The 14,452-nt window shown below is 65.4% G+C and carries 14 protein-coding genes and 1 rRNA gene; all 15 read right to left on the reverse strand.

The window, feature by feature from the left end:
* Positions 1-858 (reverse strand): SMC-Scp complex subunit ScpB, encoded by an 858-nt coding sequence (gene scpB / locus M2432_RS26690; RefSeq protein WP_280829866.1) that lies wholly within the window; start codon positions 856-858, stop codon positions 1-3.
* Positions 855-1,682, reverse strand: coding sequence for a segregation/condensation protein A (locus tag M2432_RS26695; RefSeq protein WP_280829877.1), 828 nt, complete (start codon positions 1,680-1,682; stop codon positions 855-857). Before M2432_RS26695 ends, scpB begins: the two co-directional genes overlap by 4 nt.
* Before the next feature lie 29 nt (positions 1,683-1,711).
* Positions 1,712-2,593, reverse strand: coding sequence for a ParA family protein (locus M2432_RS26700; RefSeq protein WP_280829878.1), 882 nt, complete (start codon positions 2,591-2,593; stop codon positions 1,712-1,714).
* Positions 2,594-2,872: 279 nt separating this feature from the next.
* A complete protein-coding gene (gene xerD, locus M2432_RS26705) occupies positions 2,873-3,829 on the reverse strand; it encodes a site-specific tyrosine recombinase XerD (RefSeq protein WP_280829867.1) in 957 nt (318 codons plus the stop codon).
* The gene (locus M2432_RS26710; RefSeq protein ID WP_280829868.1) at positions 3,829-4,446 is read right to left on the reverse strand and encodes an NUDIX hydrolase; all 618 of its coding nucleotides are present in this window, start codon (positions 4,444-4,446) and stop codon (positions 3,829-3,831) included. Before M2432_RS26710 ends, xerD begins: the two co-directional genes overlap by 1 nt.
* Positions 4,436-6,193 carry a CTP synthase gene (locus M2432_RS26715; protein ID WP_280829869.1) on the reverse strand — a complete coding sequence of 586 codons (1,758 nt, stop codon included), beginning with the start codon at positions 6,191-6,193 and terminating at the stop codon, positions 4,436-4,438. Before M2432_RS26715 ends, M2432_RS26710 begins: the two co-directional genes overlap by 11 nt.
* Before the next feature lie 166 nt (positions 6,194-6,359).
* Positions 6,360-7,301, reverse strand: a complete 942-nt coding sequence (locus tag M2432_RS26720) for a copper transporter (RefSeq protein WP_280829870.1) — start codon at positions 7,299-7,301, stop codon at positions 6,360-6,362.
* A 54-nt stretch (positions 7,302-7,355) separates the two neighbouring features.
* Positions 7,356-8,540, reverse strand: coding sequence for a putative cytokinetic ring protein SteA (steA, locus tag M2432_RS26725; protein ID WP_280829871.1), 1,185 nt, complete (start codon positions 8,538-8,540; stop codon positions 7,356-7,358).
* Between the two features lie 166 nt (positions 8,541-8,706).
* Positions 8,707-10,470, reverse strand: coding sequence for a DNA repair protein RecN (gene recN, locus M2432_RS26730; protein WP_280829879.1), 1,764 nt, complete (start codon positions 10,468-10,470; stop codon positions 8,707-8,709).
* A complete protein-coding gene (locus M2432_RS26735) occupies positions 10,470-11,393 on the reverse strand; it encodes an NAD kinase (RefSeq protein ID WP_280829872.1) in 924 nt (307 codons plus the stop codon). Before M2432_RS26735 ends, recN begins: the two co-directional genes overlap by 1 nt.
* Positions 11,390-12,199, reverse strand: a complete 810-nt coding sequence (locus M2432_RS26740) for a TlyA family RNA methyltransferase (RefSeq protein ID WP_280829873.1) — start codon at positions 12,197-12,199, stop codon at positions 11,390-11,392. Before M2432_RS26740 ends, M2432_RS26735 begins: the two co-directional genes overlap by 4 nt.
* A gap of 6 nt (positions 12,200-12,205) precedes the next feature.
* Positions 12,206-12,367, reverse strand: a complete 162-nt coding sequence (locus tag M2432_RS26745) for a hypothetical protein (protein WP_280829874.1) — start codon at positions 12,365-12,367, stop codon at positions 12,206-12,208.
* An 8-nt stretch (positions 12,368-12,375) separates the two neighbouring features.
* On the reverse strand, positions 12,376-13,395 hold the full coding sequence (locus M2432_RS26750) for an HAD-IIA family hydrolase (protein WP_280829875.1): 1,020 nt from the start codon (positions 13,393-13,395) through the stop codon (positions 12,376-12,378).
* 1 nt (position 13,396) lies between these two features.
* A complete protein-coding gene (locus tag M2432_RS26755; protein WP_280829876.1) occupies positions 13,397-14,269 on the reverse strand; it encodes a tetratricopeptide repeat protein in 873 nt (290 codons plus the stop codon).
* 96 nt (positions 14,270-14,365) lie between these two features.
* Positions 14,366-14,452: ribosomal RNA gene (gene rrf, locus M2432_RS26760) — 5S ribosomal RNA — on the reverse strand; the annotation flags it as partial.

A 14,452-nucleotide genomic window follows, 5' to 3' on the forward strand; every position in this document is an offset into this window, starting at 1 on the left:
TCAGTCCCGATCCACGTCGAATTTGGCCGGCGTCGCAGCCGGTGCAGAGCCATCGCCGAGCTTGGCGAAACGCGGCTCCTCGGCAAGAGTTTCTGCAATGTCGTCGATCACGTCGACATCCGGCAGCAGCGGAGCAATGTCGGGCAACTCGGCCAACGATGACAGGCCCAACCGCTCCAGGAATAGCTCTGTGGTCGCGAAAGTTATTGCACCACTGTCTGAATCGGTGCCGGTTTCGATGATCAACCCGCGCGCAGCAAGGGTACGCATGACCGCATCGACGTTGACGCCACGTACCGCGCTCACCCGCGCCCGGGTGACGGGCTGCCGGTAGGCCACCACAGCCAGCGTCTCCAACGCTGCCCGGGTCAGCTTCGAGCGGGCACCTTCAAGCAACAGCCGCTCCACATACGGCGCGTACCGAGCCCGGGTGTACAGCCGCCAGCCGCCCCCGGCCTCGCGCAGGTCGATACCGCTTCCCCGCTCGGCGAACTCGGCCGCCATCCGATGCAGCTTGTCCTCGACCCGATCAACCGGCTCGGCCAGCGCTGTCGCCAAGGCGTCCGTCGGCGCCGGGGTATCGACCACCAGCAGCAACGCCTCCAGTGCTGAGCCGAGCTCGTCGTCGGTTATCTCGGTGTCGATCTCGCCGCTATCCGCGCCGTCATCGAATTCACTGTCTCCGGCAACGTCATCGAACTCGTCGCCTCCGGCGACATCGTCCAATGCGTCGCTTCCAGCAGCGATGTCAACTTCATCACCTCGGGCGGCGACAGTCTCCCCGATCACATCGGCAAGCGGCTGTGCACTCTCGCCCACACCGGTTTCCGCGGTCTCGGCCGCGTCCATGTCTGTCATGAGTCTTCTTCCACCGCTGCTGCCAAATGCTCGTTCGTGGGCCGCTCTCCGGTCCACGAAACTTGCAGCACTCCAAGCGGATCTACTTGCTCAAATGCTACCGCCCGGGCCCGGTACAGCTCGAGCAGTGCCAAGAAGCGGCCGACGATCTCGATCCCACTGTCGCAATCGGCGACTAGCTCGGTGAATGACGCCCACTGACCGATGCCACGTACTTCAAGCAGGCTCATCAGCTTCATGGCTTGCTCGGGCACCGAAACCGCCTGCACGTGCAGGTGATCGACCCGCAGGGACGGCACCGGACGGGGGGTGAAAGCGGCGGCCGCAACCTGCGCGAAGCGCTCCGCATCCACACCCAACATCACCTCGGGCAGCAGCTCGGTGTAGCGGTCCTCAAGCGTCACCGCCCGCGGGTAGCTGCGCATCGCCGCGGCCTCGAGTTCGGCGAACATCAGCGCCACATGCTTGAACGCGCGGTACTGCAGCAGCCGCGCAAACAACAGGTCGCGCACCTCCAGCAGGGCCAGGTCGTCCTCGTCGTGCACATCACCGGCCGGCAGCAGTCGAGCAGCCTTCAGGTCCAGCAGGGTCGCCGCGACCACCAGAAAAGCCGTCGTCTCGTCGAGCTCCAGTTGGCTGCCGATCTCCTTGGTGTAAGCGATGAACTCGTCGGTGACCTGGTGCAGCGCCACCTCGGTGACGTCCATCCGGTGCGCGAAGATCAGCTGCAGTAGCAGATCGAAGGGCCCCTCGAAATTCTTCAGCCGGACCTGGAATCCCTGTTTCTGGCCATCCGACGAATTGGTATCCGGGTTCTCGGCCACAGTCGCTTCCTCCGACTGCGCCTCGGCGATCACGCGCCGAACCGGTCAATGACCTCGCACGCCAACGACCGATATGCTTGCGCGCCACCAGATTTCGGTGCCCAGGTGGTGATGGGCTCGCCCGCGACGCTGGTCTCCGGGAAGCGCACCGTCCGGGTGATGACGGTGTCGAACACCAGATCACCGAACCGCTCCACAACCCGGGCCATCACCTCTCGGGCATTGACGGTGCGATTGTCGTAGCGCGTGACCAGGATGCCGCTGATGTTCAGCTTGGGGTTCAACCGGTCGCGCACCTTGTCGACGGTATCGGTGAGCAGCGCCAAACCGCGAAGCGAGAAGAACTCGCATTCGGTGGGGATGATGACACCGTCCGAGCAGGCCAGACCGTTGACCGTCAACAGGCCCAGCGACGGCTGGCAATCGATCAGCACGTAGTCGTAGCGGTCAAGCACCGGATACAGCGCCCGCCCCAGCGTCTGCTCGCGCCCGACCTCATTGACCAGTTGGATCTCGGCGGCCGACAGGTCGATATTGCTGGGCACCAGGTCCAGGCCCTTGACGCGGGTGTTGATCAGCACGTCATCGATGGACACCCGCGGCTCGATGAGCAGGTTGTGCACCGTGTGCTCGAGTTCGTAGTGCGGCACGCCCAGGCCCGCCGACAGCGCGCCCTGCGGGTCCAGGTCCACCAGCAGCACCCTGCGGCCATATTCGGCGAGGCTGGCACCCAGGTTGATGGTCGACGTGGTCTTGCCGACGCCGCCCTTCTGGTTGCACATCGCAATGACCTTGGCCGGGCCGTGTGTGGTCTTGGGACCGGGCTCGGGAATCGCCCGCGCCGGGCGCCCGGTCAGCCCGACAGTCTGTTCCGAGTTATCGTCCGCGTCGGGTTCCGCGGCACGGAGCATCGCGGCCCTATGGCCGTCGTCGTCCAGACCAGGTGACCCGAAACTCAACATGTTCGGGAACTCCAAGCCTCCTGGGACGTCGGTCATACCGGACCCTCGCAGATCAGCGGCATCAATCCCAAAGAGAACATCCCGGCAAGTTTAACGGTGCCCAGGCCCCGACGATGGTAGACCCGCTGTCCGAATCTTGCAGTCGTGAGATGGAAACAGCAGGTTGCCTTCCCGCGAAGCTCCGTGTTGGCCGATGGCGATGGCCACACCCGGGGCCTAAACGCCGACCTAACGTGCGCGGGGATGCGCCCCAGCCCAGACCTCGCGCAGCGCGCTGACCGTCACCAAGGTGTAAATCTGCGTGGTTGTCACCGACGCGTGCCCCAGCAGTTCCTGCACGACGCGCACGTCGGCCCCGCCGTCCAGCAGATGCGTGGCGAAGGAGTGGCGCAGGGTGTGCGGCGAGACCGCGGCAGTGATACCTGCTCGTTCGGCCGCATCTTGAAGCACCTGCCATGCGCTCTGTCGCGACAGCCGGCCCCCGCGCGCATTGAGGAAGATGGCCGATGTGCCCTTGCCCCGGCGACCAAGGTCGGGACGAGCCCGGACCAGATAGGCATCTAGCGCACTGACCGCCGGCCGGCCGATCGGCACCAACCGTTGCTTGCCGCCCTTGCCATGCAGCAGCACCGAACGGGATTGAGTGTCGACGTCATCGAGGTCCAACCCGACCGCTTCGGAGATGCGGGCGCCCGTCGAGTACAGCAGCTCCAGCAGCGCTCGGTTGCGCAAAGTCAGCGGGCTGTCGGCGTCGCTGTCACCGCCGGCGCCCTCCAGCAGCGCCAACACCTCGTCGTAGCTGAGGCTCTTGGGCAGCCGCCGCACCGGCGTGGGCGGTTTCACCATGCGGGCGACATCGGTGTCGGTGAAACCTTCGGCGGCCGCGAACTTGTGCAGACCACGCACCGCGACCACGGCGCGCGCCGCCGACACCGAAGACAGCGCGACGACGCCGTTGTCCGGATCACCCTGACGCAACGCGACCAGGAACTCGCTCACATCGGCCTCGGTGGCCGCTCCCAGATCAGTAACCCCGCGGGACGTCAGGTGCCCGGTGTATCGCCGCAGATCCCGGCGGTAGGAGCTCAAGGTGTTGGCGGCCACGCCCCGCTCGATAGCCAGGTGGTCCAGGTAGCTCTGGACCTGTTTTTCCACGCTCGGACGGACCACGGACACCGGAGTCATCAGGCTCTGGTCCGACGGGCGCGGAAGGCGGAGGGCCGGTCCCGCCACGGCGCATCAACAGGCCGCAGCAATTCAGGCCGATGATGCGCGGCCAGAATCCCAGCCACTGCAAGCGAATTCACGATCTCACCGTCGAAGACCATTCGCACCGCATCGGCGAGCGGCACCCGGGTGATCTCCAGGTCGGCCTCTTCGTGATGGGCTTCGGGGCGACCGATCTCGGTCAGCCCGGTCGCCAGAAAAATCCGCACGCTCTCGTCGCTGAAGCCGGGCGCTGAATCGATGTCGATCAAGGTCTGCCAGTGTGACGCCGCCAGACCTGCTTCCTCTCCGAGCTCGCGTGCTGCAGTGAGATGCGGGGGCTCATCGCCCATGTCGAGCAGCCCGGCGGGTAGTTCCCAAAGCCGTCGCCCGATCGGGTGCCGGTACTGGTACACCAGCACGACGTTGTCATGGTCATCGAGCGCGACGATTCCCACCGCACCGTAGTGCTCGACCACCTCGCGGCGCGCCGTCGAGCCGCCGGGCATGGCGACCTCGTCGGCGCGCAGCGCGAAAATCTTTCCTACATATACGGTTTCGCTGGACAGCGCGGTGAAGTCGTGATCAGTGGGCATCTTGCAGCTGTTCGGCGGCATCCGTCTCGTTGGCATGGATCGACGATTCGACTTCTTCCAACGGCAGTCGCTCAGCGGCTTTGTAGTCCAGCGCGGCCCCGACGAACGCAGCGAACAGCGGGTGTGGGCGGGTCGGGCGGCTCTTCAGCTCGGGGTGCGCCTGGGTACCAACCAGGAACGGATGCACGTCGGCGCCGTACTCGACGAACTCGACCAGGTGCCCGTCCGGTGACGTGCCGGAGAACTTGAGTCCGCTCTTGGCGATCCGGTCCCGGTAAGCGTTGTTGACCTCATAGCGATGCCGGTGCCGTTCGGACACCTCGGTGGCCTGATACGCCTGAGCCACAATGGATTCCGGCTCCAGCCTCGCCGGGTAGGCACCCAGTCGCATGGTGCCGCCCAGGTCGGCGTCGCCGGCCACTGCGTCACGCTGGTCGGCCATGGTGGAGATCACCGGATCCGTGGTCCGCTCGTCGAACTCTGCGGAGTTGGCGCCGGTGATCCCGACCGACCGGGCCGCTTCGATGACGATGCACTGCAGGCCCAGGCACAGCCCCAGCAGTGGCAGCTTCTGCTTGCGCGCGTACCGGATTGCGCCGAGCTTGCCCTCGATGCCACGGATGCCGAACCCACCGGGGATCAGCACGCCGTGCACATCTCCGAGCGCAGCGGCCGCGCCCTGATCGGTCTGGCAGTCGTCGGAGGCCACCCACCGGATCTCGACCTTCGCGTGGTGCTTGAAGCCGCCGGCGCGCAATGCCTCGGCCACCGACAGATAGGCATCAGACAGGTCGATGTACTTGCCTACCAAGGCAATTCGCACGGTCTCCTTGGGCTCGTGCACCCGGCGCAGCAGGTCGTCCCATTCGCGCCAGTCGACGTCCCGGAACGGCAGGTTGAGCCGGCGCACCACGAAGGCGTCGAGTTCCTCGCGATGCAGCACCTTGGGAATGTCATAGATGGACGGTGCGTCCGGGGTGGAGATCACGCCGTCGATATCCACGTCGCACATGAGTGCGATCTTGTTCTTCAGCGGTTCGGGCACATCGCGGTCGCAGCGCAGGATCAGCGCGTCGGGAGTGATACCGATGCTGCGCAGCGCGGCCACCGAATGCTGTGTGGGTTTGGTCTTGAGCTCACCGGACGGCGCCAGGTATGGAACCAACGACACGTGCAGGAAGAACACGTTGTCGCGGCCGACGTCGTGGCGCACCTGTCGCGCTGCCTCCAGGAACGGCTGGGATTCGATATCGCCTACCGTGCCGCCGATTTCGGTGATGACGACGTCCGGACGCTTGCCCTCCGCGTCAGGCAGTGCCATCTCCAGGATGCGGGTCTTGATCTCGTCGGTGATGTGCGGGATCACCTGAACGGTGTCGCCTAGGTAGTCGCCGCGGCGTTCCTTGGCGATGACCTCCGAGTACACCTGGCCGGTGGTGACGTTCGCCGACCGCGAAAGGTTGCGGTCCAGGAAGCGTTCGTAGTGCCCAATGTCGAGGTCGGTCTCAGCGCCGTCTTCGGTGACGAACACCTCGCCGTGCTGGAACGGGTTCATGGTGCCCGGGTCGACGTTGAGGTACGGGTCCAGCTTCTGCATCGTGACGTGCAACCCGCGTGCGGTGAGCAACTGCCCAAGGCTGCTAGCCGTCAGCCCCTTGCCCAGTGACGATGCGACGCCACCGCTGACAAAGATGTGCTTGGTCGCGGCTTGCGGGTGCCTGCGTAACGGTTTCGCTTGACCAGGCAAGAACAACCTCCGTGGTGATGGGGCAGGACGGGTGCAAGCTAATGCCAGCTCTGGGCCAAACCCAGGTCGGGGCCTGCCGACCCACGGAATCTCACCTTAACACCGACAGCCATAACCTGCCGCTGACGCGCCGATCTGCTGCCAGTGAGACCACCGTTACTCCGAACTACTGCGGAACGGTCACCGAGGTTGCGCCGTGCCCGATGCCGAACTGACCTGGCCGGCCGCCGGCAGCCAGCGACTGCAGCGCGAGCACCGCGGTGATCCGGCCGGACTCGGTGTTGATGTCGTCGACGGTACCGACCGCGCCGGACAGCCCAGCATCAGAGCGCACGACCGCAACCGCGGCTGTCCCGGACCCCGAGCCCCCACGCCCAGCCACCAACGCTCCCGCGCCGTGCGGCGCCAGCCCGGAGGCCAACCGTGCAACCGTGGCTCCGCGGTTTCCGGCGTCGTCGCCGAGCGGACCGCCGGTGACGATCAACGCACTGTCGGCGACGCCGAGGTGCGGGCTGCTCAAGGTGATGAAACCGGTGTCACGCAAGGTGGCCAGCACGGTGTCGCGCTGGGTGTCGTCGACCGGCGGAGCCGCCGCATCTTTACCGCGCATCAGCGTGATGCCCAGCAGGTCACCAGCTTGCGAACCCTGGTCAACCGCCCTGGTGCTCAATTGCCGGCCGGCCGGCACAATCGGCGAGTTCACCACCGACAGCAGCTTCTCGGATGCATTGGCATCGACGAACTGCTGGGTCAGCGTGACGGTCCCGGTCACCGAACCGCCCGCAGCGCCAATCAGTTTCGAGACCGCATCCACATCGTCGCCGACTGCGTCAGGTGTCCGGAAGACCACCACCGCCTTGCCCGCCAGCGCATCGCGCACCATCCGCGGTGACATCTGAGCATCGAATTCGCCTGCCGCATTGAGCTTCTGGTTGAGCGCGTTCTTGTCGTCCGTGAGAGTGTTGATCTGGTTCTGCAACTGGTGCTTGTCGTCGCGCAGCCCGGACAACAACGTATTGGACAGCAACCCAGAGCCCAGCATCACGCCGACAGCCAGCGCGAAAAACACTGCAGCTAATGAAATCGCGTGTGAGCGTAGGGAAATCACACAAACTCCCTTTCGATGGCGGTTGCGGCCCGGTCGGGCTCAGTGCCCGCCGATTTAGGTCACCAGACCTTGGGCCCAGGTCAGCAAACGATTCCAGTACTCGGTCACCCAGTGCACCATGGTGGCGTCAGCCCGCGACACCCACAACGCCACGACGACGGCGATCAGCATGGCCAGCACCAACAACGCGATAGCGCCGCCGGACACCCTGCTGCGGTACAGCGTCGCAACAGCTTTGGCATCGACCAGCTTCTCCCCGACCTTCAATCTGGTCAGGAACGTCGATGGGGTGCTCGACTGCCGGTTGCGGTCGAAGAACTCTTCGATATTGGCGCGGTGGCCTGCGGTGACAATGAGCGCGGCGCCGTGGTGATCGACCAGCAGCAGCGCCAGGTCCGCGGCTGAACCAGCGGCCGGGAAAGTCATTGCACCGACGCCCAGATCCTGAATGCGCTCAAGGCCTTTGGCGTGACCGTCAGCATCTGCCGGCAGAACCACCTGAGCACCAGAGCGCAGTACCTCGGCAGTCATCTCGTCCGGATCGCCGACGATCAGCGCCGGGCGGTACCCGGCCTTGCGCAGGGTGTCCGCGCCGGAGCCCACGCCGACCAGCACCGGCTGGTACTCCTTGATGAACGGCTTGATCGCCCTCAGATCGTCGGCGGCGCTGGCATCGTCGGTGACCACCACAACATGGCGCCGGTTCACATCGACGTCGATGTCCGGGATGCCCATCCCGTCGATCAGCAGCGGGCTCTCACTGCGAATGAACTCAATTGTGTTGCCCGCGAAGGCTTCCAGGTGCGCAACAAGGCCACTCTTGGCGTCGTGCATCATCTCGTGGATCTGCTGATCGTCGCGCTCGGTGCCCAGGACCAGCCGCCGGTCGCCGTTGTAGATGCCGCCGTTGTGCAAACGCACCCGGGCGCCGTCCTTGACCTTCTTGAAGACCTCCGGTCCGGTCTCGTCGATCAGCATGACACCGTTGGCGACCAACACCTCCGGCCCGAGGTTGGGGTAGCGCCCCGAGATCGACGACGAGGCGTTGATCACTGCCGCGACTCCGGCCTCGACCAGCGCGTCAGCGGTGATGCGGTCCAGATCAAGGGCATCCAGAATCACGATGTCCCCAGGTCCGACACGGCGCAGCAGTCGATCGATGTCGCGGTCCACTCGGGCGGTCCCGACCACACCCGGCCTGGGTTCGGCATTTCGCGTAAGCAACGCTGACATCTTCATGGCGCCGATTCTGTCGGCCAACCCTCAAGTTGAGGTGGAGGCGCGCCGTAACACCAGCCACATAAGTCAAATCCCGTCACAACTGTCACACAGTTCGGTTACGCCGACTCCGTGATTTCGGCGCGCTCCCTAACGGTCAGCGATATGTAGCACGCCCAAGTCCCAGCTAGGACTCGCGATCGCGCGCGGCAGCCTCGAGCAGCTCCCGAGCGTGAGCTCGCCCGCTGTCCGACTCACCAAGGCCGGCCAACATCCGCGCCAGCTCAGCCACTCGGTCGTCATCGCCCAAGTTGCGCACCACACTGGCCTTGCTGCGCCCGTCACCGCTGTCCACCATCAGATGCACATCGGCGTACGCAGCCACCTGCGGCAAGTGCGTGACGACGATGACCTGGTGCGTTCTGGCCAAGCGGGCGAGGCGCTTTCCGATCTGCACCGCGGCCCGGCCACCAACACCGGCATCGACTTCGTCGAACACCATGGTGGTGCCCTCCGCTGACGCAGCCAGCACCACCTCGAGCGCGAGCATCACGCGGGACAACTCGCCGCCTGATGCACTCTTGGCCAGCGGCAACACGTCTGACCCGCTATGCGGGGTGAAACCGAACTCGACCGCGTCGACGCCTTCGTGTCCGGCGTGCACGGCAGTGCCGTCCGGCAGGGTCAACGGCGCGGAATCATCGGCACGAGCCTCCAGCGGCAGTACATCGATACTGAACCCGGCGCCGCCCATCGCCAGCCCGGCCAACTCTGCGGTGACCGCCTTGGCCAGCGATTTCGCGGCCTTGGTTCGGGCTTTGGTGATCTCGGCTGCCGCCGACACCACCTTGTCGTGCAACTCGTCCACTTGTTGCTGCAGTCCGGCCAGCGCCTCTTCGGAGACGTCCAGCTGGGACAGCCGCTCGCGCGCTTCGGCGGCCCACTTCAGCACACCGTCGATATCGGAGGCGTACTTGCGGGTGAGGTTGCGCAGCTCAGCTTGCCGAGCCAGCTTGGCTTCCAGTGCGCTTGCGTCGCTGGGCAATTCGCCCAGGTATTCACCAAGCTCACCGGCCACGTCGCCGATCACCGCCAGCACTTCGACCAGCCGCTCCCCCAGCGCCCGCAGGGCGTTGTCATCGGTGCCGAGCAATGCCGACTTCGCGTGTGCGGCAGCGTCCAAAGCCGATGTGACGTCGTCCTGAGCGCCCTCATCGAGTTGCCCGGCCAGTGCGACGCGAGCGAGCTGAGCTGCCTCACGCAAGGCGTCGAGCTCGGACAGCCGGCGTATGTCACCGACCAGAGCGTCATCCTCACCGGGCTCCGGAGCCACCGTGTCGATTTCGTTCAGGCCGAACTGGAGCCGGTCGGCTTCCATCGCGAGGTCCCGGGCACGCTGCCGGCGGTCGTTCAAGTCGCGACGGGTGGTCAGCCACTGCTCACGTAGCGCGCGATACTTGGCCAGTAATCCGGTCACGTCGACGTAGCGGTCCAGCGCGCCGCGCTGCTCCTCGGGGCGCATCAGCCGAAGCTGGTCGTTCTGCCCGTGCAGGGCAAGCAGTTCGGTGGTGAACGTTGCCAGCGACTTGGCCGGCACGCTACGACCACCCAGGTAGGCCCGCGACGGTCCGTCCTTGCTCACCGAACGCGCGGCGATGATGCTGCCGTCGTCGTCGCGGTCCGCTGCGGAGACGTCCAGGATCTCATCGACCCGCTCGGACACCCCATCGCCGAGTTCGGTTGTGGTGAAACGACCTTCCACCACCGCGCGCGCCGATCCCGAACGCACCCGGTTGGGGTCGGCGCGCGCCCCACCAAGCAGGTGCAGCCCGGTGACGACCATGGTCTTACCAGTGCCTGTCTCGCCGGTCAGCACCGTGAGGCCACGGCCGAATTCGGCCGTGGCCGCACTGATGGCGCCGAGCGCCTCGATGCGAATCTCGGTCAGCATTACTGGCCGCGCCACCCTTTCACCGGCAACCGGAACTTACGTACAAGGCGATCGGTGAACGGAGCGCTGTCCAGCCGCACCCACTTCAGCGAGACCTCACAGCGGGTGACCTCCAGCCGTCCGCCCGCCGGAACCACCATCTGCCGGCGACCGTCACAGAACACCAACGCATCATGGCCGCTGCTTTCGACCTCGATCGCGATCGCCGCGGTCGGACTGGTCACCATCGGGCGAGCGAACAACGCATGAGCGTTGTTGGGCACCACCAGGATTGCTTCAAGGTCGGGCCACAGGATCGGGCCACCCGCGGAGAATGCGTAGGCGGTCGAGCCCGTCGGCGCCGAGACCAGCACCCCGTCGCAGCCGAATGCGGACACCGGACGCCCGTCGACCTCCAGCACGACGTTCAACACGCCGAACCGAGTGCTCTTCTCCAAGCTGGCCTCGTTCAGTGCCCAACCGCGCTTGACGATCTGCCCGTCGACACGCACTCCGATGTCGAGCGTCATCCGCTCTTCGACGCGGTAGTCCCGGTTGATGATCCGCTCCAACACCTGGTCGATGGCTTCCGCCTCGGCCTCGGCGAGGAATCCGATGTGCCCCAGGTTGACGCCGAGGACAGGGATCTGGGCATTTCGAGCCAACTCGGCCGCACGCAGGAAAGTGCCGTCGCCGCCGAGCACCAGCACCAGCTCGCACCCCTGAGCGGCCATCTCGTCGGCATCGACCACCTCGATGTCCACGCCCAAGGCCCGCATGTGGTCGGGCGCCAAGTGCAGCGCACCGCGGTCGACGGCTTCGGCGGCCAAGACCCGCAGACCAATTCCGTTGTCGCCCAGCACCTTTTCCACTCGACGAGCTGTATCGGTGGCCTCGTCGCGGCCCGTATGGATGACAAGCAGGACAGTTCGTTCCAACGTCACTGTGGCCCCTCGGCGACAGCGCGGTGCACCGCGTAATTCAGAGCGTCACCGACAAGCGGGTGTTCGCTTGACGCCCGCAGATGCAGGAAGTACTCGACGTTGCCCGATGGCCCGGGCAACGGGCTGGCCGTCACGTTCACCGTGTGCCAATTGAGCTCCGCAGCCCGATTCGCCACGGTCAGCACGGCATCGGCGCGCAACGCCGGATCAGAGACGACCCCTCCAGCGCCCACGCGATCCTTTCCCACCTCGAACTGCGGCTTCACCATGGGAACGATATCGGCTTGCCCCGACGCACAGGCAGTGAGTGCCGGTAGCACTGTGAATAGCGAAATGAACGACAAGTCGGCTACCACCAGATCGACGACCCCGCTGATCGCCTCGGCCGTCAGCTCACGCACGTTGGTCCGCTCCATCACGACCACCCGGTCATCGGACCGCAACGACCAAGCGAGTTGCCCGTAACCGACATCGGCCGCAACCACTTCACGTGCCCCTCGGTCCAGCAGTACCTCGGTGAAACCGCCGGTAGACGCACCGGCATCCAAGCAACGCAGCCCCTTCGGCGACACCCCGAATACGTCCAGGGCGCCGATCAGTTTGTGAGCACCTCGGGATACCCAACCGCGTTCGTCGGACTCGGTGACGATCAAGTTCGCCGCGATCGTCACAGCCGTCGACGCCTTGGCGGCCCGCATGCCATCGATGGTCACCCGGCCGGCTTCGATCAATTCGGCAGCCTGCTGACGGGACCGGGCCAGTCCGCGCCGGACGAGTTCGGCGTCAACACGTGCGCGTCGCGTCACGTGTGCTCACCCCTTCTCGACAGATTCCAGCGCCCGCACCAACAAGTTGTGTGCCTGGTCAAGCCCCGCCGCGACGGCATTGAGGTCAACACCGTCGCCATCCACATCGGGCATGTGCGAGAGCAACACCTCGATGTCGGTGCGAATCTGATCCGGGTCGGTACTCATAGCGCCATTTACGCTAGCTGATCGGTGCCGCCAAGCAGTGACCACCGGTCCAGGGCCTGACGCGCCGTGTCGTCACCTGCCACGATCTTCACCGCCTGGCCATTCGATGCCGACCAAACCGCCGACGCCGTCGCGCGGACGACCGACAACGGCTCGTCGTCCGCTTCACCGGTCGCATACACCGTCGCCACAGCATCGGCGACACGCACCTGCCAGGCCGGCTGTGGACCTACGCGCAACACATCCGCGGGGCAGTCGAGCGACCGCAAGTCGGCCGCAAGGTAATCCGGGCGCTCCTGGGCAACCGCATGAACCACGTCGACGGCGGAGTTCACCCCGGTCAACACCATCAGGCTGGGCAACCCAGCCGCGCGGGCACCGGAGATATCGGTGTCCATCCGATCCCCCACCACCAGGGGTGAACTGAACTGCCCCCGAGCCAGCGCATCGTTCATGAGCGTGGGGTGGGGCTTTCCGGCAACCTGCGGCTCGCAATCGGTGGCTGTCCGCAGCGCGATCACCATCGACCCATTGCCGGGCAGCAGGCCTCGCTCCGAAGGCAGGGTCTTGTCGACATTTGCCGCGACCCACAATCCGCCGGCCCGGATGGCCAACGCTGCCTCGGCAAGATCAGCCCAGCCGGTCTGAGTCGAATGCCCCTGCACCACCGCGACCGGACCCTCGTCGAAGGTACGTACCGGCACCAACCCAACGTTGGTCACCTCGGCGGCCAACGCTTCGGTGCCGATCACCAGCACCTTCGCGCCGAACGTCAGTTGCTCGGCGAGCAGCCGGGCCGCACTCTGCGAACTGGTCACCACGTCGTCGGCGGAGGCCGAGAACCCGAGCGCGACGAGATGCTCTGCAACCTCGGCGGGAGTCCGCGAAGCATTGTTGGTCACGTACAGCTTCCGGGATTCGATCCCGGCCAGCGTCTCGACCGCACCTTCGGTCGCCTCATGTCCCCGAAATACCGTGCCGTCGAGGTCAAGCAGCAGGCAGTCATGCTGCTGCGCCAATGTGGTCATCTCAACCCAATTCGGCGACGCGGTCCTCGGCGTCGGTGACGCCCTCAAGATCCCCTGCAGCCGCGTGCAAGAACCACTGCACTGCATCATCGCGCCGACCCAGCGACAGCAGGATCTCTGCATAGACGTAGAACAGTCGCGCGGCCGTCTGACCGGTTCGCGTCGGATCCAGGGGCGGAGTGGAGAGCAGCGCGAGTGCCTGTTCGGGCTGCCCGAGATCACACCGTGCGCCGGCCACCACGATCCTCAGTTCGTCAGCATCGTCGCCGATCAGCTGCTCTGCTTCAGGGGTACGAGCCAACTCAACTGCACGCTCTGGCCTGCCGACGCCACGCTCGCAATCGGCGATCAAAGCGAGAAGGGGTGATTTGCTTCCCATCCGGCGGGCCGCGCGCAATTCAGACAATGCCTGTGCCCAATCGCCGCAGTGATAGGCCGCAATGCCTACCGCCTCTCGAACTGCGGCGATCCGGCTGGCCCGGCCACGCGCGGCACGAGCATGCTCAAGCGCTGCTTCGGGATCTTCATCGAGAAGGTCACCTGCGACGACCAGGTGTTTAGCGACGTAGTCGGCGGTGGACTTGTCGAGAGTGGTCAGTTCCCGACGAACTTCGGGTGCCAATTGCCTGGCCTCGACGTCGTCCGGCAGGCGGGGACCCGACCGCTGGGGCTCTGCGGAATCCGCGCGATTCGGCGTCCTGGGTCCCTGATTCCTCGACCCCTGTGGTCGCCCCGGGCCCGAACGTCGGGGTAGACGCTGGTCGCTATACGAATTGCGCCGGCGATCGCCACCGCCGCCCTGAGTGTCTTGGACCACGTCTGCCTTCCTGCTCCGCTGAACGCGCCACACAAAGGATACGGCGCCACTACACATGGCGCGATAGCCGCAATTTCGCGATATCAGCTGGAATTAAATTCTGACACATACAGAATCACCCCCCACAAAAAGTGGGGGGTGATCCTAATTTGTGTTCGGCGGTGTCCTACTTTTCCACCCTGTTGGGTAGTATCATCGGCGCTGGTAGGCTTAGCTTCCGGGTTCGGGATGGGACCGGGC

The organism is Mycobacterium sp. OTB74 (genome assembly GCF_029892685.1).
Lineage (GTDB): Bacteria > Actinomycetota > Actinomycetes > Mycobacteriales > Mycobacteriaceae > Mycobacterium.

Coding starts and splice junctions, on each gene's coding strand:
- M2432_RS26750 (WP_280829875.1), bottom strand. CDS start 13,395: ATGACCACATTGGCGCAGCAGCATGACTGCCTGCTGCTTGACCTCGAC.
- steA (WP_280829871.1), bottom strand. CDS start 8,540: ATGAAGATGTCAGCGTTGCTTACGCGAAATGCCGAACCCAGGCCGGGT.
- M2432_RS26710 (WP_280829868.1), bottom strand. CDS start 4,446: ATGCCCACTGATCACGACTTCACCGCGCTGTCCAGCGAAACCGTATAT.
- scpB (WP_280829866.1), bottom strand. CDS start 858: ATGACAGACATGGACGCGGCCGAGACCGCGGAAACCGGTGTGGGCGAG.
- M2432_RS26755 (WP_280829876.1), bottom strand. CDS start 14,269: ATGTGTAGTGGCGCCGTATCCTTTGTGTGGCGCGTTCAGCGGAGCAGG.
- xerD (WP_280829867.1), bottom strand. CDS start 3,829: ATGACTCCGGTGTCCGTGGTCCGTCCGAGCGTGGAAAAACAGGTCCAG.
- recN (WP_280829879.1), bottom strand. CDS start 10,470: ATGCTGACCGAGATTCGCATCGAGGCGCTCGGCGCCATCAGTGCGGCC.
- M2432_RS26745 (WP_280829874.1), bottom strand. CDS start 12,367: ATGAGTACCGACCCGGATCAGATTCGCACCGACATCGAGGTGTTGCTC.
- M2432_RS26700 (WP_280829878.1), bottom strand. CDS start 2,593: ATGCTCCGTGCCGCGGAACCCGACGCGGACGATAACTCGGAACAGACT.